Below are 19,942 nucleotides of genomic sequence, written 5' to 3' on the forward strand. Positions count from 1 at the left end.
CGCCAGCAGTAGCGCTGGCGCTTTAAATATGCGGAAGATTACTCGTCGTCGGCAGCGTAGCCCTGCGGTGGAAGACGCTGATCATCCAGCCACGCGGCGTTTTCATGCATCTTCAGACGACCATCAACAAACCAGCTAATGACCAGCGGGTAAATAGCATGTTCCTGAGTTTGCACGCGAGCGGTGATTTCATCTTCCGTATCACCGGCAAAAACCGGAACTTTAGCCTGCAAAATCACCGGGCCGCCGTCCAGCTCATCGGTGACGAAATGCACTGATGTACCGTGTTCTTCATCGCCATTTTCCAGCGCCTGACGATGGGTATGCAAGCCGGGATATTTCGGTAGCAGGGAAGGGTGAATGTTTAGCAAACGTCCGGCGTAGTGGGAAACAAACGCTGGGCTGAGAATGCGCATAAAACCGGCCAGAACTACTACATCGGGTGCGTACATGTCGATTTCGTGCATCAACTCCCGATCATAGTCTTCCCGACTGTCAAATTGGCTGGCAATTAGCGTATGCGTTGCGATACCTGCTTTGCGGGCGCGCTCAAGGCCGAACGCGTCGGCCTTATTGCTGAAAACTGCCCGTAGGGTGCCTTTAATTTTGTTGGTTTTACAGGCATCAATAATTGCCTGCAAATTACTTCCGTTGCCGGAAATAAGCACCACAATATTCATTATTCGATAACCACGCGTTGTTCGGAATCAGAAGCTTTGATGATACCGATTTTCCACGCGTTTTCACCGTTGGCATTGAGCAGGGCGAGAGCTTTGTCCACTTCCGGAGCAGGCAGGGCGATAACCATCCCGACGCCGCAGTTGAAGGTACGATACATTTCATGGCGGCTGACGTTACCTGCCGTTTGCAGCCAGTTGAACACTTCCGGCCACTGCCAGGAGGATTCATCAATCACTGCCTGAGTGTTTTCTGGTAATACGCGAGGAATGTTTTCCCAGAAACCGCCGCCGGTCAGGTGCGCAATGGCGTGAACATCAACCTTTTCAATCAATTCCAGCACTGACTTCACATAAATACGGGTTGGCGCCAGCAGATGATCGGCTAAAGGTTTTCCGTCCAGCTCTGTAGTTTGCGGGTCGCAACCGCTGACTTCGAGAATTTTGCGTACCAGCGAGTAACCGTTCGAGTGCGGGCCGCTGGAGCCGAGCGCAATGAGCACATCGCCGTCGCTAACTTTAGAACCGTCGATGATTTCTGATTTTTCTACCACCCCAACACAGAAACCAGCGACATCGTAATCTTCGCCGTGATACATCCCCGGCATTTCTGCCGTTTCGCCACCCACCAGCGAACAGCCCGATTGCAGACAACCTTCCGCGATGCCGCTGATCACCGCTGAAGCGGTATCAACATCCAGTTTTCCGGTTGCGTAATAGTCGAGGAAAAACAGCGGTTCCGCGCCTTGCACCACCAGGTCATTAACGCACATGGCGACCAGATCAATACCAATGGTGTCGTGACGTTTTAAGTCCATCGCCAGACGTAGCTTGGTGCCTACACCGTCAGTGCCGGAAACCAGTACGGGTTCTCGATATTTTTGCGGCAGCGCGCACAATGCGCCGAATCCACCCAATCCCCCCATCACTTCCGGGCGACGGGTTTTCTTCACAGTCCCCTTGATTCGGTCAACCAGAGCGTTTCCTGCGTCAATATCAACACCGGCATCTTTATAGCTGAGAGAGGTTTTGTCGGTCACTGCTAAGTCTCCACGCGTTTGCGTTAGCAAGAAAAATCGGCGCAATTCTAACAGTCTAAGCAAACGTTTGCGAGCCCATTGTGCATCCATTTTTTAGGGGGTGGATTTTTGCCGTTCGGCCTGAGAACGCGGTCAACTTTGATACTATTCACGAAAATGAAACCGGGTACATTTTTGTCCTTGCATCAGTTGCGTTGAATGCACATGGTGCAACTGAAATCGGTTTCTGTTTTTGCGGAAACGAGAAGTCAGCGTGTCGTTTTACCATTCGGGAAGGATGAGAACGATGGGCATTGCAGCATTTGATATTGGCGGCACCGCGCTAAAAATGGGCGGCGCTATCCGTCGCTTCGATAACTTTGCTATGAAAACGTGGCTGATGTAATGACGGCAGGCGTAACCGTAAACTCATCGACTTCTTCGTGCGCTTTGCCCAGGTTGTCTTCACCCATTATCAGCATCCAGTGAAGTACTGGATGACCTTTAACGAGATAAACAACCAGCCTGGTTTCTAACCCATACGTGCATAAATTCTATTGGGGATGGCAGATTGACCCGGTAGGGCTGCGCTATTCGCTGAACTGGTTCTGTGACCACTATCAGCTACAGCTGTTTATCGTAGAGAACGGTTTTGGCTCGATCGACGTGCAGGAAAGCGACGGTACGGTGAACGACCAGTACCGTATTGATTATCTCGCAGCCCATATTAACGAGATGAAAAAACGCTACGGCTTTATTTACGTTGATAAAGATAACGAAGGTAACGGCATGCTAGCACGCAGCCGTAAAAAATCGTTCAACTGGTATAAAGAGGTGATCGTCTCTAACGGCGAGAAGCTGTAATCATGGAACGACCAGCGAAAGCTGGCCGCGTTAGGATGCTTTTTTCTTCGTGCGCCTGGAATTGCGTTCAATCACCTCGTAAATAACCCAGGAACGCGCTATTTTCCTGCCGTTGATCGTCACAATCTCGCTGTTTCCCCCGCCTCTGATGGCGGTTATTTTCTTTTGATTCAGCAGAATATTGACCTCTTTTTTATTATTTGTTTCCAACAGTAGCTGTCCGGTTTGCCTGTCGCTAATCCGATACCACTGCTGTTTTGGTGGCGGTTGAGATGCTCGCCGAAATCGCTGTTTTACTTTTTCAGCGGCAATGGTTACAGCGATGCCTAATGCACCCATTATGGTCAATGACCAGAAGCCAAAGGGGAATCCAAAATAGCCTTTGTGAAGTTTGAACCAGAAGGCGTGGCAAAATTTTACAATTTCGGGGTTGCTTTTCACATAATTGATACAGACAGACTTTCTGTTGCCGGGATTCCAGGATGTATCAATAAATTCTGCTGTTCTTTTGCGTCCACTCGCCTGAAATTCAACGGTGAAGGTATATCGAAAATCGCAATTCGCGTTCCGGCCATGTAGTTTACATAAGCCTTTACTTGCAGCTTCTTCCGGTGAGATGAAACGCACATTGTAAATCGTCGACATCGTCGCAACTGAGTCTTGCCGCATCTGCACTTCATCATAAACCACCCAGCCAGTCCACAGGCTAAAAATCACAAAAGCTGCCTGATAGCTCCGGTATAACACCTTCTCAAAAGTAGAGGCTTCCGCCCACGCTTGCTCTTTTTTACTTTTCCGTTTTTTCATGTCTCGCGCATCCTGGCGCAAAAGCTGATGAGTACTGAGATTTGCTACTCTATTCCTGGCAACCCCGCCTATGCTTGATCAGCATCAAGTAAAAAAATGTTGTCGATGAAAAGAATGGCGGTATAATCCGTCGATTTTTTTTGTGGCTGCCCTCAAAGGAGAAAGAGTATGAAGATCGTGGAAGTCAAACACCCACTCGTCAAACACAAGCTGGGACTGATGCGTGAGCAAGATATCAGCACCAAGCGCTTTCGCGAACTCGCTTCCGAAGTGGGTAGCCTGCTGACTTACGAAGCGACCGCCGACCTCGAAACGGAAAAAGTCACTATCGAAGGTTGGAACGGCCCGGTAGAAATTGACCAGATCAAAGGTAAAAAAATTACCGTGGTGCCAATTCTGCGTGCGGGTCTGGGGATGATGGACGGTGTTCTGGAAAACGTTCCGAGCGCGCGCATCAGCGTAGTCGGTATGTACCGTGATGAAGAAACACTGGAGCCGGTACCGTACTTCCAGAAACTGGTTTCTAACATCGATGAGCGTATGGCGCTGATCGTTGACCCAATGTTGGCAACCGGTGGTTCCGTTATCGCGACCATCGACCTGCTGAAAAAAGCGGGCTGCAGCAGCATTAAAGTGCTGGTGCTGGTGGCTGCGCCAGAAGGTATCGCTGCGCTGGAAAAAGCGCATCCGGACGTCGAGCTGTATACCGCATCGATTGACCAGGGGCTGAATGAGCACGGATACATTATCCCGGGCCTCGGCGATGCTGGTGATAAAATCTTTGGTACGAAATAACGAATAAAAAATAATTAAAGCCGACTTTAAGAGTCGGCTTTTTTTTGAGTAAAGCGCCTATAACACATAATATACAGAGGATAATACTATGACGCGCCGTGCTATCGGGGTGAGTGAAAGACCGCCACTTTTACAGACAATCCCGCTTAGTTTACAACATTTGTTCGCCATGTTTGGTGCAACCGTCCTGGTGCCCGTCTTATTTCATATCAACCCGGCGACCGTACTGTTATTTAACGGTATCGGAACGCTGCTGTATCTCTTCATCTGTAAAGGGAAAATCCCGGCTTATCTTGGTTCGAGCTTTGCCTTTATTTCTCCGGTGTTATTGCTGTTGCCGTTGGGTTATGAAGTCGCGCTGGGCGGCTTTATTATGTGCGGCGTGCTGTTCTGTCTGGTTTCTTTTATTGTGAAGAAAGCAGGGACTGGCTGGCTGGATGTGCTGTTTCCTCCAGCTGCAATGGGGGCAATCGTTGCTGTCATCGGTCTGGAGCTGGCGGGCGTGGCCGCTGGCATGGCTGGCTTACTCCCGACTGAAGGGCAAATGCCAGATTCCAAAACCATCATTATCTCCATTACTACCCTTGCGGTTACGGTTTTAGGTTCCGTTCTGTTCCGCGGTTTCCTGGCGATTATCCCGATTTTGATTGGCGTGTTGGTGGGGTACGCGCTCTCCTTCGCAATGGGTATTGTCGATACCACGCCGATTATTAACGCTCACTGGTTTGCTCTGCCGACCTTTTACACGCCGCGCTTTGAGTGGTTTGCCATTTTGACCATTCTGCCTGCGGCGCTGGTGGTTATTGCCGAACACGTGGGGCATCTGGTGGTAACGGCTAACATCGTGAAAAAAGATCTGCTGCGCGATCCGGGCCTGCACCGTTCCATGTTCGCTAATGGCCTGTCGACCGTTATCTCCGGGTTCTTTGGTTCCACGCCAAACACTACCTACGGGGAAAACATCGGCGTTATGGCGATCACCCGAGTCTACAGTACCTGGGTAATCGGTGGTGCGGCGATCTTCGCCATTCTGCTCTCCTGTGTTGGTAAACTGGCTGCGGCTATCCAGATGATCCCACTGCCGGTGATGGGCGGCGTTTCGCTGCTGCTTTACGGTGTCATCGGCGCTTCTGGTATTCGTGTACTTATTGAATCGAAAGTGGACTACAACAAAGCACAGAACTTGATCCTGACTTCCGTGATCCTGATCATCGGTGTCAGCGGTGCGAAGGTAAACATCGGTGCGGCAGAGCTGAAAGGTATGGCGTTGGCGACCATCGTCGGCATTGGCTTAAGCCTGATCTTTAAATTGATTAGCGTGCTCCGTCCGGAAGAAGTGGTGTTGGATGCAGAAGACGCCGATATAACAGAAAAATAATGTAGCGACCGGGCAGTAATGCTGCCCGGTTCAAACATGATGGAATTCTGTGGTAAACTTCTCGTGATTTTGTGAAATCCCTGGTTGAGGTATCTCTGAACACACCGGCACAGCTCTCTTTGCCACTTTATCTTCCTGACGACGAAACCTTTGCAAGTTTCTGGCCGGGGGATAACTCCTCTTTACTGGCCGCGATGAAAAACGTGCTGCGTCAGGAACATAGCGGTTACATCTATCTCTGGGCACGCGAAGGCGCGGGGCGCAGCCATCTGCTGCACGCGGCTTGCGCGGAATTGTCGCAGCGTGGCGATGCGGTAGGTTATGTCCCGCTGGATAAACGCACCTGGTTTGTTCCGGAAGTGCTCGATGGTATGGAACAACTGTCGCTGGTTTGCATCGACAATATTGAGTGTATTGCTGGCGATGAGTTGTGGGAGATGGCGATTTTCGATCTCTACAATCGGATTCTGGAGTCAGGTAAAACACGGTTGCTGATCACTGGCGATCGTCCACCACGTCAGTTGAATCTGGGGTTACCGGATCTTGCGTCACGTCTCGACTGGGGGCAGATCTACAAGTTGCAGCCACTTTCTGATGAAGACAAATTGCAGGCTTTACAGTTACGCGCCCGTTTGCGTGGTTTTGAACTGCCGGAAGATGTGGGACGTTTCTTGCTGAAGCGGCTCGACAGAGAGATGCGCACGTTATTTATGACGTTGGATCAGCTGGATCGCGCATCGATTACGGCACAACGTAAGTTGACCATTCCGTTTGTGAAAGAGATCCTGAAGCTGTAGACAGGACGTTTATTGTCGGATGCGGCGCGAGCGCCTTATCCGACTTACTCGAATCAAGTTCATTGTATTTGTAGGCCGGATAAGACGCGGCAAGCGTCGCATCCGGCAATATGCCTTAGCTACCGAAGGGGTACATCTTAACCAACGATTTCCAGCACCTGCTCCGGTGGACGACCAATACGCGCTTTGCCATTCACGACCACAATCGGGCGTTCCATCAGCTTCGGATTATCCACCATCGCCTGAATCAGCGCCTCTTCGCTAAGCGAACTGCCTGCAAGATTCAGCTCTTTATAAAGGTCCTCTTTCTGGCGCATCAGTTCACGGGCGCTATTCATACCCAACATTTTCAGCAAATTACGTAGCGTTGCCGCATCGGCGGGTGTCTCAAGATAGAGCACCACTTCCGGCTCCACACCATTTTCTTTCAGCAGGTTCAGCGTTTCACGGCTCTTTGAGCAGCGTGGGTTGTGGTAGATTTTTACCTGTTTGGTCATTGTTCTTCCTTTAATGCGAATTACATCTTGGTATAAGGCTTAAAGCGTTCCTGCAACTGGCGCAACTGGTCGATGCGCGCATCGTAACGCGCTTGTTGTAGGCTGCCTAATTTCACCTGCGAACTTGCGCTACTTAACAGAGAAATGGCCTGGTCGAGTCGCCCGGCCAGCGCATAACCTTCTGCTCGCGCAGCCAGTTCCTGATCGCGGTTATTTAGCGCGGCCTCCGCCTGTGCCAGCAAATCCCAGCCATTGCTGTCATCTTTATTATTAAAAGTATAGCGATTCAGAATATTGGCCGCTTCCTGCGGTTGACCGCCTTGCAGATACGCGTTTGCCAGGTTGAGCTGCAACACCGGACTGGTGCGTAAATCGCGGGCATTTTTCAGCCTATTGATCGCGTCATTGGCTTTGTGTTGCCCAAGGTCAATATCGGTTGCCAGATCGAGAAACCATGCGTTAGCCGGTTCTGCCGCCAATAATGGCTGAAGCGTTTTCCGTGCTTCATCGAATTTATTGGCTACCATCGCCTGTAAAGCACGGCCATACTGTGCCGCCCGTTGCTGACGAACATTGCCTTTCGCCCATTCATCCAGCAAGTCGCTGGTGAGCTGATTACGTCCGGAATTGTACATCCCTAGAGTACGCGCTTTCGCCAGATAGAAATCTTCTGACGATTGCACCACCATCGGGCGCATCTGATTAGCACGGTTACGAGCATCAGCCAGACGGCTTTCCGGCAACGGGTGAGTCAGCAAAATTTCCGGCGGACGCGAAGAGTAACGCGCTTGATCGAGCAATTTTTCGAGGAAGGTCGGCATCGCCTGCGGATCGAACCCCGAGCGTTGCAGTACCTGAATCCCAATGCGGTCTGCTTCCTGTTCGTTTTGCTGGGTGAAGCTGATCATCCCCTGGCGTGTTCCCGCCAGCGTACCGGTCAGCGCTGCCATTCCCGCCTGCGGGCTGGCCATCGCCAGTAAAATAGAACCTAACGCCCCGACCCAGGTGAGTGGTGCGCTACGTTGCTGATCTTCCATCGCTCGCGCCAGGTGGCGCTGGGTGACGTGGGAGATTTCATGCGCCATAACCGAAGCCAGTTGGCTTTCGTTATCGGAATAACGGAACAGGGCAGAATGCAGCACTACGTTGCCGCCAAAGAAAGCAAAGGCGTTAATTTCGTCGTTATTGATCAGAAAGAAATGGAATGGCGTCTTAACTGAATTGGCATGCGAAACCAGACGCATCCCCAGCGAGTTAATGTATTGCGTTAATAGCGGATCATTAATTAACGGCGCGCTGCCGCGTAACTGGCGAACATAATAGTCGCCCATTTGCATTTCCTGACCAATGGAAAGCGTGCTTCCTGCGGAGGTTCCCATATCCGGCAAGGTGTCTGCGCTATCGGCAAACGCCGGGGCTACCTGACCGAGGGTCACAGCAGCAATGAGGGTAGCAACCAGGTTTTTTTTCAACTGCCTGAACATAACCTCTGTCCTGTATTTCTGGAGATAGTCATTTGACCGATACTGTGAAATATCGTTCCCACCGCGCCGTCTTTGAGTGTAACGGTGAAGATTAACCCACTCAAATGACTTTTTAGTTTCCTGAATCCGTCATAAAAAGCGAAGTCTTTTTTGTGACATTTCGATACAATTGCGGATCGCAATCCCCCTCTTGAGGTTCAGGGAAGGTCTTTATGCTCGAAATGTTGATGCAATGGTATCGCCGCCGTTTTAGCGACCCGGAAGCGATTGCCTTGCTGGTTATTTTAGTTGCCGGTTTTGGCATTATCTTTTTCTTTAGTGGATTACTCGCGCCGCTGCTGGTGGCTATTGTGCTGGCCTATTTGCTGGAATGGCCCACTGTGCGCCTGCAATCTATTGGCTGTTCCCGCCGTTGGGCGACGTCGATTGTGCTGGTCCTGTTTGTTGGCATCCTGCTACTGATGGCATTTGTGGTCATGCCTATCGCCTGGCAACAGGGCATTTATTTAATCCGCGATATGCCGGGCATGCTCAATAAGCTTTCTGATTTTGCCGCCACGTTGCCGCGCCGCTATCCGGCGTTGATGGACGCGGGCATTATTGATGCGATGGCCGAGAATATGCGTAGCCGGATGCTTACCATGGGCGATTCAGTGGTGAAAATCTCCCTCGCCTCGTTGGTCGGTTTGCTGACCATTGCCGTCTATCTGGTGCTGGTGCCATTGATGGTCTTCTTCCTGCTGAAAGACAAAGAGCAAATGCTGAATGCCGTTCGTCGGGTGCTGCCGCGCAACCGTGGACTGGCAGGGCAGGTGTGGAAGGAGATGAACCAGCAAATCACCAACTACATCCGTGGCAAGGTACTGGAGATGATCGTGGTGGGGATCGCCACCTGGCTGGGATTCTTACTCTTCGGGCTGAACTATTCGCTGCTGCTGGCGGTGCTGGTCGGTTTCTCGGTGCTTATTCCGTACATTGGCGCATTTGTGGTGACCATTCCGGTGGTCGGCGTGGCGCTATTCCAGTTTGGCGCTGGCACCGAGTTCTGGAGCTGCTTCGCGGTGTATCTGATTATCCAGGCGCTGGACGGCAACTTACTCGTACCGGTGTTGTTCTCTGAAGCCGTGAACCTGCATCCGCTGGTGATTATTTTATCGGTGGTGATTTTCGGCGGGCTGTGGGGATTCTGGGGCGTATTCTTCGCTATCCCACTGGCAACGCTAATCAAAGCAGTAATCCATGCCTGGCCGGATGGTCAAATCCCGCAAGAGTAGTCTTCAGCGAAAAGGGCTTTGAAACGAGTGTCGCAGGGCGTGATTTACATCACCGGATGTGAAATGTGCTGGCCGCAAGCGCAGCCAGCACGGAATGGAGCAAAGTAATCAGGCGTGTTCTTTTAGCCAGTTAAGCACTACGTCGTGGTGATTGCTGGTTTTGAAATCGTCAAATACGTGTTCGATTTTGCCGTTGGCATCGATCAGGAAGCTGATACGGTGAATACCATCGTAGGTTTTGCCCATGAAAGACTTCTCGCCCCAGACGCCGAATTGTTCGCATACCTGGTGGTCTTCATCGGACAGAAGCGTAAAGTTAAGCAGTTCTTTATCTGCGAAACGGGAAAGTTTTTCAGGTTTATCGGTGCTGATACCGAGCACATCAACGCCCGCTTTTTTTAACTCTTCCATGTTATCGCGTAAGCCGCAGGCCTGTACGGTACAGCCGGGGGTCATGGCTTTCGGGTAGAAATAAACCAGAACACGCTGTCCCTGGAAGTCGGTCAAATTAACTTGTTCTCCGTCTTGGTCCGGCAAGCTAAATTTCGGTGCGATGTCACCGGCTTTCAGTGGATTCATTAATTAACTCCATCCTGTTCATCATGTTGGGAATAGTTGACGACGTTAATACTGCCTTGCGCATTGAGTTCTGTACATAGTGCTTTGAACGCTTGCTCAATATTTGCTGAGTCCGCAGACGCCGGGCTGTGGGCGGTGATCTGAATATGTAGCTGCGCAGCCCTTTCATTTTCAGCAGGTTGCGTGCGTGACACCAGTTCTGCAATGTTCATATGGTGCGCGTCGAAAAGTGCTGTGAAGCGCTCAATTAAATGCGGGGAGTCCGCCACATCGACCTGAACCCAGACAGATGCGGGCATAGGTGGACGTGGGCGAGCGGTCGTTCGTTTCATCACGATTAAAAGATCCAGCTCGGCGCCTTTCAACGGTAACGTTGATTCAATCAAGGTGATGGCGTTCCATGAACCGGAAAGCAGCATGATAAACGTGAACTCTTCTCCCAACATCGCCAGGCGACTGTCTTCGATATTACAGCCGCAACTACTGACATGACGGGTGATGGTATTCACAATTCCTGGGCGATCGGCACCCAGCGCAGTGATCACCAGATAATGTTGCGATGACAGTGTCAAACTGGTTATTCCTTTAAGGGGGTGAGATGTTCCTAAGGAAAGCATAAAAAAAACATGCATACAACAATCAGAACGGTTCTGTTTGCTTGCTTTTAATGCCATACCAAACGTACCATTGAGACACTTGTTTGCACAGAGGATGGCCCATGTTCACGGGAAGTATTGTCGCGATTGTTACTCCGATGGATGAAAAAGGTAATGTCTGTCGGGCTAGCTTAAAAAAACTGATTGATTATCATGTCGCCAGCGGTACTTCGGCGATCGTTTCTGTTGGTACTACTGGTGAGTCCGCTACTCTGAACCATGACGAGCATGTCGATGTCGTGATGATGACGCTGGAGCTGGCTGATGGGCGCATTCCGGTGATTGCCGGGACCGGTGCTAACGCCACCACAGAAGCCATTAACCTGACGCAGCGCTTCAACGACAGCGGTGTTGTTGGCTGCCTGACGGTAACCCCTTATTACAACCGCCCATCGCAAGAAGGTCTGTATCAGCATTTCAAAGCCATCGCTGAACATACTGACCTGCCGCAAATTCTGTATAATGTGCCGTCCCGTACTGGTTGCGATCTGCTACCAGAAACGGTGGGCCGTCTGGCGAAAGTAAAAAATATTGTCGGAATCAAAGAAGCAACAGGGAACTTAACGCGGGTAAACCAGATCAAAGAGCTGGTTTCAGACGATTTTGTTCTGCTGAGCGGCGATGATGCGAGCGCGCTGGATTTCATGCAGTTAGGCGGTCATGGCGTAATTTCCGTTACGGCTAACGTCGCAGCGCGAGATATGGCCCAGATGTGCAAACTGGCGGCAGAAGGGCATTTTGCCGAGGCACGCGTTATTAATCAGCGTCTGATGCCATTACACAACAAACTATTTGTCGAACCCAATCCAATCCCTGTGAAATGGGCATGTAAGGAACTGGGTCTTGTGGCGACCGATACGCTACGCCTGCCAATGACGCCAATCACCGACAGTGGTCGTGAGACGGTCAGAGCGGCGCTTAAGCATGCCGGTTTGCTGTAAAGTTTAGGGAGATTTGATGGCTTACTCTGTACAAAAGTCGCGCCTGGCGAAGGTTGCGGGTGTTTCGCTTGTTCTTTTACTCGCAGCCTGTAGTTCGGACTCACGTTATAAGCGTCAGGTGAGCGGCGATGAAGCCTACCTGGAAGCGGCACCGCTTGCAGAACTTCACGCCCCGGCAGGAATGATTTTGCCGGTGACCTCCGGCGACTATGCGATTCCGGTAACTAACGGTAGTGGCGCAGTTGGCAAAGCGTTAGATATTCGTCCACCAGCCCAGCCGCTGGCGCTGGTTTCAGGTGCGCGTACCCAGTTCACGGGCGATACCGCTTCGCTGCTGGTGGAAAATGGTCGTGGCAATACTCTGTGGCCGCAGGTCGTTAGCGTGCTGCAGGCGAAAAACTATACCATTACCCAACGCGATGATGCCGGTCAGACGCTGACCACCGATTGGGTACAATGGAACCGTCTGGACGAAGACGAGCAATATCGTGGTCGTTATCAAATCTCCGTTAAACCGCAGGGTTACCAGCAGGCGGTAACGGTGAAATTGCTGAACCTGGAGCAGGCTGGCAAGCCGGTTGCAGATGCGGCGTCTATGCAGCGTTACAGTGCTGAGATGATGAACGTCATTTCCGCTGGCCTGGATAAATCCGTCACTGACGCGGCTAATGCGGCGCAAAACCGTGCTTCCACAACAATGGATGTACAAAGCGGCGCTGACGACACTGGTTTACCGATGCTGGTCGTGCGTGGTCCGTTCAACGTAGTATGGCAACGTCTGCCTGCTGCGCTGGAAAAAGTGGGCATGAAAGTGACCGACAGCACTCGTTCACAGGGCAGCATGGCCGTAACTTACAAGCCACTGTCTGACAGCGACTGGCAGGAACTGGGCGCCCGTGATCCTGAACTGGCATCCGGCGACTACAAATTGCAGGTCGGTGATTTAGATAACCGCAGCAGCTTACAGTTTATTGATCCAAAAGGTCATACGCTGACCCAAAGCCAAAACGACGCACTGGTATCAGTCTTCCAGGCTGCGTTTAGCAAGTAAAAATACAGGGCTGGAGTCATCCGGCCCTTTTTTCTGATATGATACGCAAACGTGTGCGTCAGCAGAAAAACGCGATTTTAGCGTTAATTCGCACGAAATTTGTTTGTCGGCGTAGGTCGGTTAAGGCGTTCACGGTACAGCCGACAAAACGACAGGCACACCAGACAGCAAAAGATTTTAAAACGTTAATTCACACCCAGGAGTGATAAAGATGCAAAAGCAAGCTGAGTTGTATCGTGGTAAAGCGAAAACCGTATACAGCACGGAAAACCCGGACCTGTTGGTGCTCGAATTCCGCAATGATACGTCAGCAGGGGATGGCGCGCGCATTGAGCAGTTTGATCGCAAAGGTATGGTGAACAACAAGTTCAACTACTTCATTATGAGCAAACTGGCTGAAGCGGGTATCCCGACTCAAATGGAGCGTCTGCTCTCTGATACCGAATGTCTGGTGAAAAAACTGGATATGGTGCCGGTTGAATGTGTCGTGCGTAACCGTGCTGCTGGCTCTCTGGTGAAACGTCTTGGAATCGAAGAAGGTATTGAGCTGAACCCGCCGCTGTTCGATCTGTTCCTGAAAAACGACGCCATGCACGATCCGATGGTCAACGAATCTTACTGCGAAACCTTTGGTTGGGTAAGCAAAGAGAACCTGGCGCGCATGAAAGAGCTGACCTACAAAGCGAACGACGTGCTGAAAAAACTGTTCGACGATGCCGGTCTGATTCTGGTCGATTTCAAGCTGGAGTTTGGTCTGTACAAAGGCGAAGTGGTACTGGGTGATGAGTTCTCCCCGGACGGTAGCCGCCTGTGGGACAAAGAAACGCTGGAGAAAATGGACAAAGACCGTTTCCGCCAGAGCCTCGGTGGCCTGATCGAAGCCTATGAAGCCGTCGCCCGCCGCCTGGGTGTACAGCTGGACTGATTTTTCTGTTCATCGTCTTGCCGTGCTGCTGGCACGGCAAGACAACCGCTCTCGTAAGATGTGCATTGAACGCTCATTCCTCCATCATTTCCTCCCGTTTTCCTGTGGTAATCTTCCCCTGAACCACCTACGATCATTCCTATAATGAATATATTGTTGAGGTATCTATGCGCTGGCAAGGGCGTCGTGAAAGTGACAATGTTGAAGACAGGCGAAACAGTTCCGGTGGTCCGTCAATGGGCGGTCCCGGTTTTCGCCTACCAACCGGTAAAGGCGGGTTAATTTTACTGGTGGTTGTGTTGGTCGCTGGCTACTATGGTGTTGATTTAACTGGATTGATGACCGGGCAGCCCGTTTCCCAACAGCAATCAACGCGTTCAATTAGCCCAAATGAAGACGAAGCGGCAAAATTCACTTCGGTGATTCTGGCAACCACGGAAGACACCTGGGGACAGCAATTCGAGAAGATGGGTAAGACCTACCAGCAACCGAAGCTGGTCATGTACCGTGGAATGACTCGCACCGGTTGCGGGGCGGGGCAGTCCATTATGGGACCGTTTTATTGCCCGGCGGATGGCACAGTCTATATCGATCTCTCCTTCTATGATGACATGAAAGACAAACTGGGCGCGGATGGTGATTTTGCTCAAGGGTACGTTATCGCCCATGAAGTCGGTCATCACGTGCAGAAACTGTTAGGTATCGAGCCGAAAGTCCGTCAACTGCAACAAAACGCGACGCAAGCGGAAGCCAACCGCTTATCTGTGCGTATGGAACTCCAGGCCGACTGCTTTGCCGGTGTCTGGGGGCATAGCATGCAGCAGCAAGGCGTTCTGGAAACCGGCGATCTGGAAGAGGCGCTGAACGCGGCGCAGGCCATCGGCGATGACCGCTTACAACAGCAAAGTCAGGGGCAGGTAGTGCCAGACAGCTTTACCCATGGTACATCTCAGCAGCGCTACAGCTGGTTTAAACGTGGTTTCGACAGCGGCGATCCGGCACAATGCAATACTTTTGGTAAAAGCATTTAACTTCCGGGGCAGGGATGGCTGAACTGACTGCGCTTCACACATTAACAGCGCAAATGAAACGTGAAGGGATTCGCCGCTTGTTAGTGTTGAGCGGTGAAGGAAGCTGGTGCGGTGAGTATGCGCTTAAGCTGCGTGACGTATTACCGGGCGACTGGCTGTGGGTTTCGCCGCAGCCAGCTTCTGAAAACCACTGTACGCCATCAGCGCTACAAACTTTACTTGGGCGCGAGTTTCAGCATGCGGTATTCGACGCCCGCCAGGGTTTTGATGCCGCCGCTTTTGCGGCACTTAGCGGAACGCTGAAAGCGGGAAGCTGGCTGGTGTTGTTGCTCCCTGCGTGGGAAGAATGGGAAAACCATCCTGATGTCGATTCGCTGCGCTGGAGTGATTGCCCTGGTCCTATTGCGACTCCGCATTTTGTCCAACATCTCAAACGTGTACTTGCGGCGGATAACAACGCTATCCTCTGGCGACAAAATCAGCCGTTCAAGTTGGCGCATTTTGCTCCTTATCCAGACTGGCGTCCTGCTACTGGCGAGCCGCAACCAGAACAACAGCACATATTACAGCAACTGCTGACTATGCCGCCGGGCGTGGCTGCGGTAACTGCTGCGCGCGGGCGCGGTAAGTCGGCGCTGGCGGGGCAACTCATTTCCCGTATCTCTGGCAGTGCGATTGTTACAGCACCTGCGAAGGCTGCAACGGATGTGCTGGCGCAGTTTGCGGGCGAGAAGTATCGCTTTGTGGCGCCAGATGCCTTATTAGCCAGTGATGAAAAAGCCGACTGGCTGGTGGTTGACGAAGCTGCAGCCATTCCTGCACCACTGTTGCATCAGCTTGTATCGCGTTTCTCACGCACTTTGTTAACTACAACGGTACAGGGCTATGAAGGCACCGGACGTGGTTTTTTGCTGAAATTTTGCGCCCGCTTTCCGCATTTACACCGTTTTGAACTGCAACAGCCGATCCGCTGGGCGCAGGGATGCCCGCTGGAAAAAATAGTCAGTGAGGCACTGGTTTTTGACGACGAAAACTTCACTCACGAACCACAAGGTGACATCGTCATTTCTGCTTTTGAACAGACGTTATGGCGAAGCGAACCAGAAACGCCGTTAAAGGTATATCAGCTATTGTCTGGCGCGCATTACCGGACATCACCGCTGGATTTACGCCGGATGATGGATGCGCCTGGGCAACATTTTTTACAGGCGGCTGGCAACAACGAGATTGCCGGGGCGCTGTGGCTGGTGAATGAGGGCGGATTATCTCAAGAACTCAGTCAGGCGGTATGGGCGGGTTTTCGTCGCCCGCGGGGTAATCTGGTGGCCCAGTCGCTGGCGGCACATGGTGGCAATCCAGTGGCGGCTACGTTGCGCGGACGGCGGGTCAGCCGGATTGCAGTCCATCCGGCGCGTCAGCGCGAAGGCGTTGGGCAACAGCTCATTGCCAGCGCTTTGCAATATACGCATGGCCTCGACTACCTTTCGGTAAGCTTTGGCTACACCGAGGAATTATGGCGTTTCTGGCAACGATGCGGTTTTGTGTTGGTGCGGATGGGCAATCATCGCGAAGCCAGCAGCGGCTGTTATACGGCGATGGCGTTGTTACCGATTAGCGAAGCGGGTAAACAGCTGGCAGAACGTGAGCATTTTCGTTTACGCCGCGATGCGCAAATTATCGCGCAGTGGAATGGCGAAACTATTCCAGTCGATCCGCTTAACGATATCGTGGTTACTGACGGCGACTGGCTGGAACTGGCTGGTTTTGCTTTCGCTCATCGTCCGCTTTTAACGTCATTAGGCTGTTTAATGCGTCTGCTGCAAATCAGCGAACTGACATTACCAGCGCTGCGTGGGCGCTTGCAGAAAAACGTCAGCGACGCGCAGTTATGTACCACACTTAAACTTTCGGGGCGTAAGGCGTTGTTGGCCCGTCAGCGTGAAGAGGCGGCACAGGCGCTATTCGCGCTTGATGATACCCGCACTGAACGCCTGCGCGATCGCATAACGCAATGGCAATTTTTTCACTGACTCCTTCAATTTTATCCCATGGTCATTGTGAGTCAGCGGCGTAAAATTAATGACATCAGTTAAGGAGTTCGCCATGAAACATGACCATTTTGTTGTTCAAAGCCCGGATAAACCTGCGCAACAGTTGTTGCTGCTTTTTCACGGTGTCGGCGATAACCCGGTAGCGATGGGGGAGATCGGCAGTTGGTTTGCACCGCTGTTCCCGGATGCGCTGGTGGTGAGTGTCGGTGGCGCGGAGCCGAGCGGTAATCCGGCGGGGCGTCAGTGGTTTTCGGTGCAGGGCATAACGGAAGATAATCGCCAGGCGCGTGTGGATGCCATCATGCCGACCTTTATTGAGACGGTGCGCTACTGGCAGAAACAGAGCGGAGTAGCGGCTAACGCCACGGCGCTAATCGGTTTCTCACAAGGCGCGATTATGGCGCTGGAGAGCATTAAAGCCGAACCGGGCCTTGCCTCACGCGTCATTGCTTTTAACGGACGCTATGCCAGCCTGCCGGAAACCGCGTCTACAGCCACGACAATTCACTTGATTCATGGTGGTGAAGATCCGGTTATCGATTTGGCGCATGCGGTTGCGGCGCAGGAAGCGTTAATCAGTGCCGGTGGTGATGTAACGCTGGATATCGTGGAGAATTTGGGCCATGCGATCGACAATCGTAGTATGCAATTTGCCCTGGATCACTTGCGTTATACCATTCCGAAACATTATTTCGACGAAGCGCTAAGTGGTGGTAAGCCTGGCGATGATGATGTAATTGAAATGATGTAATAACAGCTGCGTAGGCCTGACAAGACGCGTGAGCGTCGCATCAGGCATTGTTCACCGTTGCCGGATGCGGCGTTAACGCCTTATCCGGCCCCTCAGCTTACTTCTTCGGTTGATCCTTTTTCGGCCAGTCGTCGTCATCGTCCCACTTATCGTTGAAATCACGATGCGGGGGAAGCTCCGGCTTGTTGGCGAGAAATTTCTTATGGTCGACGCGCTTGAGATCTTTAATCACGTTCAGCAGGACGCCCACCAAAAAGACAATCACCAGAATCCACCAATATTTAGCCAGCCAGTCCATGCTTATTTCCTCTTACAGAACGACTCATCAGGCGACGAGCTGTTCCATGATTCGTTGATACATACGGGCAAGTAGCTGCAGGTCGGCAGCATTCACACATTCATTAATTTTATGAATGGTAGCATTGACCGGCCCGAGTTCCACCACCTGCGCCCCCATGCGAGCAATAAAGCGCCCGTCGGACGTTCCGCCTGTGGTCAATAGCTGCGGTTTAATTTCATTATAGTGCTCAACGGCGTTCACCACCGCATCCACCAGTTTACCGCGGGCGGTCAAAAATGGCTGCCCGGAAAGCCACCAATCCACTGTATAACGCAGTTGATGTTTTTCAAGCAGGGCAAGCACCTGCGCTTTGATCATCTCATCAGTCAGTTCGGTACTGAAGCGGAAGTTAAACTGCACAAACAGTTCACCCGGAATAACGTTGTTACTGCCCGTTCCCGCCTGAATATTGGCAATCTGCATACTGGTCGCCGGGAAGAATTCATTGCCCTGATCCCACTCAATAGCCACTAATTCATTAAGGAAAGGTGCTGCGCGATGTACTGGATTATCAGCCAGATGCGGGTAGGCCACATGCCCTTGCACGCCATGAATGGTGAGGTTGCAGGTTAACGATCCGCGACGGCCATTTTTCACTACATCGCCAACCACTTCGATACTCGACGGCTCACCGACCAGGCAGTAATCCAGCCGTTCATTACGCGCCATTAACGCTTCGACTACTTTGACCGTGCCATTGTGGGCGCTGGCTTCTTCGTCTGAGGTGATCAGAAATGCCAGTCGGCCTTTATGGTTGGGATGTTGCGCGACAAAACGTTCTGCTGCCACTACCATTGCCGCCAGCGAGCCTTTCATATCAGCCGCGCCGCGCCCGAACAACATGCCATCGCGAATGGTTGGCTCAAATGGTGGGTTGATCCAACGGTCGGCATCGCCAGGAGGGACTACGTCAGTATGTCCGGCAAAGGCCAGGGTTTCTCCCTGTCCACGCCACGCCCAAAAATTCTGCGTATCCGCAAAATCCATGCGTTCAATGGTAAAACCGATTGCCTGCAGACGGTCGATCATGATTGCCTGACATCCTGCATCATCAGGACTTAAGGATGGGCGGCGAATAAGCTGCTGTGTCAGCTCAATAACCGGACACGACATAGACTACACCTCATGGAAAAATTGCTGATAACTGGATTCACTGAAACCCAGCAGCATAGGCTTCCCTGGCGCACAGAGCAATGGGCGTTTGATGATTGCAGGCATTTCAGTCATTAATGCCATAGCGGAGGCCGCATCGGTGATATTGTTGCGGGTAGCTTCGTCCAGCTTGCGCCAGGTGGTGCCACGGGTGTTAAGTAACGCTTGCCAGCCTAATTCATTGATAAAAGAGTTCAACAATTCACTGTTCAGGCCATCAACACGGTAATCGTGAAAGCGAAAGTCGATGTTATTGGTTTCCAGCCAACGACGTGCTTTTTTAATGGTGTCACAATTTTTGATACCGTAAAGGGTAACCATAATGAATCCTTTTGCGATTATTAAGAATAACTAATCATTTAACGGTCAATACATATTTCCCGCAAATGATTATCAGGCAATATAACATTATTAAGGTATTTAACTTAACAATTATTAAATGGTTGTGAGCAATTTTAATGCAATTATTAAGAATGTTCCTCTTGGTATATTTTTGTATTTTAAACAGAATTAATTCAGTATTAGAATCCGTATGAATATGTCGAAATGTTGCTGTTCATCACATAAAAATCCCTGTCACAGGGCCATAGTATTAACGTAGGCTTTACCCCGGAGGTAGTAATCACAGCAATCGAATAAATTAGCTTCACCACGGTATATTGTTTCCGTAGAATACCCATAATTATAAGAGAGGTTGTTATGATTGAACGTGAACTGGGGAACTGGAAAGACTTTATCGAAGTTATGCTTCGTAAGTAATTTTCAGAACAGGAAATGAAAGAACCTGACGTCAGGTTCTTTATCAGAGAGTTGAAAAAGGCGACACATACGTATGTCGCCTTTTTTATTGCTTATGACCCGTCCTGAATAGCG

The 19,942-nt window shown here is 51.3% G+C and carries 21 protein-coding genes and 2 pseudogenes; 13 read left to right on the plus strand and 10 right to left on the minus strand.

All coding sequences use genetic code 11. The features are described from left to right. Positions 1 to 38 precede the first annotated feature (38 nt). Together purN and purM are read right to left on the minus strand one after the other, a co-directional pair. Entirely contained in the window at positions 39 to 680 is a 642-nt protein-coding gene (purN, locus tag D9738_RS14480) for a phosphoribosylglycinamide formyltransferase (protein WP_130260487.1), read from the minus strand. Next, a complete protein-coding gene (gene purM / locus D9738_RS14485) occupies positions 680 to 1,717 on the minus strand; it encodes a phosphoribosylformylglycinamidine cyclo-ligase (RefSeq protein ID WP_130207469.1) in 1,038 nt (345 codons plus the stop codon). Before purM ends, purN begins: the two co-directional genes overlap by 1 nt. Positions 1,718 to 2,115: 398 nt before the next feature. On the opposite strand from purM, the pseudogene D9738_RS25150 reads away from it, so the two are divergent. Both D9738_RS25150 and D9738_RS14495 read left to right on the plus strand, forming a co-directional pair. Then, positions 2,116 to 2,220 (plus strand): annotated as a pseudogene (locus D9738_RS25150) (family 1 glycosylhydrolase); the annotation flags it as partial. Further along, a pseudogene (locus tag D9738_RS14495) lies at positions 2,213 to 2,560 on the plus strand (family 1 glycosylhydrolase); the annotation flags it as partial. The pseudogenes D9738_RS25150 and D9738_RS14495, both read left to right, overlap by 8 nt. Before the next feature lie 30 nt (positions 2,561 to 2,590). On the opposite strand, the gene D9738_RS14500 reads toward D9738_RS14495, so the two are convergent. Further along, complete coding sequence (locus D9738_RS14500) at positions 2,591 to 3,367, minus strand: hypothetical protein (protein ID WP_130207465.1); 777 nt, start codon at positions 3,365 to 3,367, stop codon at positions 2,591 to 2,593. A gap of 168 nt (positions 3,368 to 3,535) precedes the next feature. On the opposite strand from D9738_RS14500, the gene upp reads away from it, so the two are divergent. The 3 genes from upp (at position 3,536) to D9738_RS14515 (ending at position 6,337) form a co-directional block, all read left to right on the plus strand. Next, entirely contained in the window at positions 3,536 to 4,162 is a 627-nt protein-coding gene (gene upp, locus D9738_RS14505) for a uracil phosphoribosyltransferase (RefSeq protein ID WP_130207463.1), read from the plus strand. A gap of 88 nt (positions 4,163 to 4,250) precedes the next feature. Next, positions 4,251 to 5,540, plus strand: coding sequence for a uracil permease (uraA, locus tag D9738_RS14510; RefSeq protein WP_130207461.1), 1,290 nt, complete (start codon positions 4,251 to 4,253; stop codon positions 5,538 to 5,540). 95 nt (positions 5,541 to 5,635) lie between these two features. Then, positions 5,636 to 6,337, plus strand: a complete 702-nt coding sequence (locus D9738_RS14515) for a DnaA inactivator Hda (protein ID WP_074399451.1) — start codon at positions 5,636 to 5,638, stop codon at positions 6,335 to 6,337. A gap of 137 nt (positions 6,338 to 6,474) precedes the next feature. Here D9738_RS14515 and arsC read toward each other — a convergent pair whose 3' ends face one another. Both arsC and bepA read right to left on the minus strand, forming a co-directional pair. Beyond that, entirely contained in the window at positions 6,475 to 6,834 is a 360-nt protein-coding gene (gene arsC, locus D9738_RS14520) for an arsenate reductase (glutaredoxin) (RefSeq protein WP_130260489.1), read from the minus strand. A gap of 20 nt (positions 6,835 to 6,854) precedes the next feature. Further along, a complete protein-coding gene (gene bepA / locus D9738_RS14525) occupies positions 6,855 to 8,318 on the minus strand; it encodes a beta-barrel assembly-enhancing protease (RefSeq protein ID WP_130260490.1) in 1,464 nt (487 codons plus the stop codon). Positions 8,319 to 8,530: 212 nt separating this feature from the next. Here bepA and D9738_RS14530 point away from each other — a divergent pair, with 212 nt between their 5' ends. Continuing rightward, positions 8,531 to 9,592: an AI-2E family transporter gene (locus D9738_RS14530; RefSeq protein ID WP_130207455.1), complete on the plus strand. Its 1,062-nt coding sequence runs from the start codon at positions 8,531 to 8,533 to the stop codon at positions 9,590 to 9,592. A 108-nt stretch (positions 9,593 to 9,700) separates the two neighbouring features. Here D9738_RS14530 and bcp read toward each other — a convergent pair whose 3' ends face one another. Both bcp and D9738_RS14540 read right to left on the minus strand, forming a co-directional pair. Then, positions 9,701 to 10,171, minus strand: a complete 471-nt coding sequence (bcp, locus tag D9738_RS14535) for a thioredoxin-dependent thiol peroxidase (RefSeq protein ID WP_130207453.1) — start codon at positions 10,169 to 10,171, stop codon at positions 9,701 to 9,703. Further along, complete coding sequence (locus D9738_RS14540; protein WP_130207451.1) at positions 10,171 to 10,743, minus strand: glycine cleavage system transcriptional repressor; 573 nt, start codon at positions 10,741 to 10,743, stop codon at positions 10,171 to 10,173. The genes bcp and D9738_RS14540 overlap by 1 nt, the downstream gene beginning before the upstream one ends. A gap of 146 nt (positions 10,744 to 10,889) precedes the next feature. Between D9738_RS14540 and dapA the strand changes: the two genes are divergently transcribed. The 6 genes from dapA (at position 10,890) to ypfH (ending at position 17,577) form a co-directional block, all read left to right on the plus strand. Then, a complete protein-coding gene (gene dapA / locus D9738_RS14545; RefSeq protein WP_130207449.1) occupies positions 10,890 to 11,768 on the plus strand; it encodes a 4-hydroxy-tetrahydrodipicolinate synthase in 879 nt (292 codons plus the stop codon). 16 nt (positions 11,769 to 11,784) lie between these two features. Further along, positions 11,785 to 12,819: an outer membrane protein assembly factor BamC gene (gene bamC / locus D9738_RS14550; protein ID WP_130207447.1), complete on the plus strand. Its 1,035-nt coding sequence runs from the start codon at positions 11,785 to 11,787 to the stop codon at positions 12,817 to 12,819. Positions 12,820 to 13,030: 211 nt separating this feature from the next. Continuing rightward, complete coding sequence (purC, locus tag D9738_RS14555; RefSeq protein ID WP_001295467.1) at positions 13,031 to 13,744, plus strand: phosphoribosylaminoimidazolesuccinocarboxamide synthase; 714 nt, start codon at positions 13,031 to 13,033, stop codon at positions 13,742 to 13,744. A gap of 167 nt (positions 13,745 to 13,911) precedes the next feature. Next, positions 13,912 to 14,775, plus strand: coding sequence for a neutral zinc metallopeptidase (locus D9738_RS14560; RefSeq protein WP_130207445.1), 864 nt, complete (start codon positions 13,912 to 13,914; stop codon positions 14,773 to 14,775). 14 nt (positions 14,776 to 14,789) lie between these two features. Continuing rightward, positions 14,790 to 16,805 (plus strand): tRNA cytosine(34) acetyltransferase TmcA, encoded by a 2,016-nt coding sequence (tmcA, locus tag D9738_RS14565; RefSeq protein WP_130260491.1) that lies wholly within the window; start codon positions 14,790 to 14,792, stop codon positions 16,803 to 16,805. Between the two features lie 73 nt (positions 16,806 to 16,878). Continuing rightward, positions 16,879 to 17,577 (plus strand): esterase, encoded by a 699-nt coding sequence (ypfH, locus tag D9738_RS14570; RefSeq protein WP_130260492.1) that lies wholly within the window; start codon positions 16,879 to 16,881, stop codon positions 17,575 to 17,577. Between the two features lie 97 nt (positions 17,578 to 17,674). Here the strand turns inward: ypfH and D9738_RS14575 are convergent, their stop codons facing one another. Genes D9738_RS14575 through D9738_RS14585 form a run of 3 tightly spaced genes read right to left on the minus strand, consistent with a single transcriptional unit; the run spans position 17,675 to position 19,390 of the window. After that, entirely contained in the window at positions 17,675 to 17,875 is a 201-nt protein-coding gene (locus D9738_RS14575) for a YpfN family protein (protein ID WP_000383836.1), read from the minus strand. Between the two features lie 27 nt (positions 17,876 to 17,902). Further along, complete coding sequence (gene dapE / locus D9738_RS14580) at positions 17,903 to 19,030, minus strand: succinyl-diaminopimelate desuccinylase (RefSeq protein WP_130207439.1); 1,128 nt, start codon at positions 19,028 to 19,030, stop codon at positions 17,903 to 17,905. A gap of 3 nt (positions 19,031 to 19,033) precedes the next feature. Continuing rightward, the gene (locus D9738_RS14585) at positions 19,034 to 19,390 is read right to left on the minus strand and encodes an ArsC family reductase (RefSeq protein ID WP_130207437.1); all 357 of its coding nucleotides are present in this window, start codon (positions 19,388 to 19,390) and stop codon (positions 19,034 to 19,036) included. A gap of 378 nt (positions 19,391 to 19,768) precedes the next feature. On the opposite strand from D9738_RS14585, the gene ypfM reads away from it, so the two are divergent. After that, positions 19,769 to 19,828 carry a protein YpfM gene (ypfM, locus tag D9738_RS14590; RefSeq protein WP_001386977.1) on the plus strand — a complete coding sequence of 20 codons (60 nt, stop codon included), beginning with the start codon at positions 19,769 to 19,771 and terminating at the stop codon, positions 19,826 to 19,828. Positions 19,829 to 19,942: the final 114 nt, after the last annotated feature.

The organism is Escherichia sp. E10V5 (assembly GCF_004212315.1).
Lineage (GTDB): Bacteria > Pseudomonadota > Gammaproteobacteria > Enterobacterales > Enterobacteriaceae > Escherichia.

Bases quoted from the DNA above. Each gene is read 5' to 3' on its own strand.
- D9738_RS14575 (WP_000383836.1), bottom strand. From the start codon at position 17,875: ATGGACTGGCTGGCTAAATATTGGTGGATTCTGGTGATTGTCTTTTTG.
- D9738_RS14500 (WP_130207465.1), bottom strand. From the start codon at position 3,367: ATGAAAAAACGGAAAAGTAAAAAAGAGCAAGCGTGGGCGGAAGCCTCT.
- D9738_RS14560 (WP_130207445.1), top strand. From the start codon at position 13,912: ATGCGCTGGCAAGGGCGTCGTGAAAGTGACAATGTTGAAGACAGGCGA.
- dapA (WP_130207449.1), top strand. From the start codon at position 10,890: ATGTTCACGGGAAGTATTGTCGCGATTGTTACTCCGATGGATGAAAAA.
- D9738_RS14585 (WP_130207437.1), bottom strand. From the start codon at position 19,390: ATGGTTACCCTTTACGGTATCAAAAATTGTGACACCATTAAAAAAGCA.
- bcp (WP_130207453.1), bottom strand. From the start codon at position 10,171: ATGAATCCACTGAAAGCCGGTGACATCGCACCGAAATTTAGCTTGCCG.
- D9738_RS14530 (WP_130207455.1), top strand. From the start codon at position 8,531: ATGCTCGAAATGTTGATGCAATGGTATCGCCGCCGTTTTAGCGACCCG.
- tmcA (WP_130260491.1), top strand. From the start codon at position 14,790: ATGGCTGAACTGACTGCGCTTCACACATTAACAGCGCAAATGAAACGT.
- dapE (WP_130207439.1), bottom strand. From the start codon at position 19,030: ATGTCGTGTCCGGTTATTGAGCTGACACAGCAGCTTATTCGCCGCCCA.
- bepA (WP_130260490.1), bottom strand. From the start codon at position 8,318: ATGTTCAGGCAGTTGAAAAAAAACCTGGTTGCTACCCTCATTGCTGCT.
- bamC (WP_130207447.1), top strand. From the start codon at position 11,785: ATGGCTTACTCTGTACAAAAGTCGCGCCTGGCGAAGGTTGCGGGTGTT.
- purC (WP_001295467.1), top strand. From the start codon at position 13,031: ATGCAAAAGCAAGCTGAGTTGTATCGTGGTAAAGCGAAAACCGTATAC.
- uraA (WP_130207461.1), top strand. From the start codon at position 4,251: ATGACGCGCCGTGCTATCGGGGTGAGTGAAAGACCGCCACTTTTACAG.
- ypfH (WP_130260492.1), top strand. From the start codon at position 16,879: ATGAAACATGACCATTTTGTTGTTCAAAGCCCGGATAAACCTGCGCAA.
- upp (WP_130207463.1), top strand. From the start codon at position 3,536: ATGAAGATCGTGGAAGTCAAACACCCACTCGTCAAACACAAGCTGGGA.
- purN (WP_130260487.1), bottom strand. From the start codon at position 680: ATGAATATTGTGGTGCTTATTTCCGGCAACGGAAGTAATTTGCAGGCA.
- arsC (WP_130260489.1), bottom strand. From the start codon at position 6,834: ATGACCAAACAGGTAAAAATCTACCACAACCCACGCTGCTCAAAGAGC.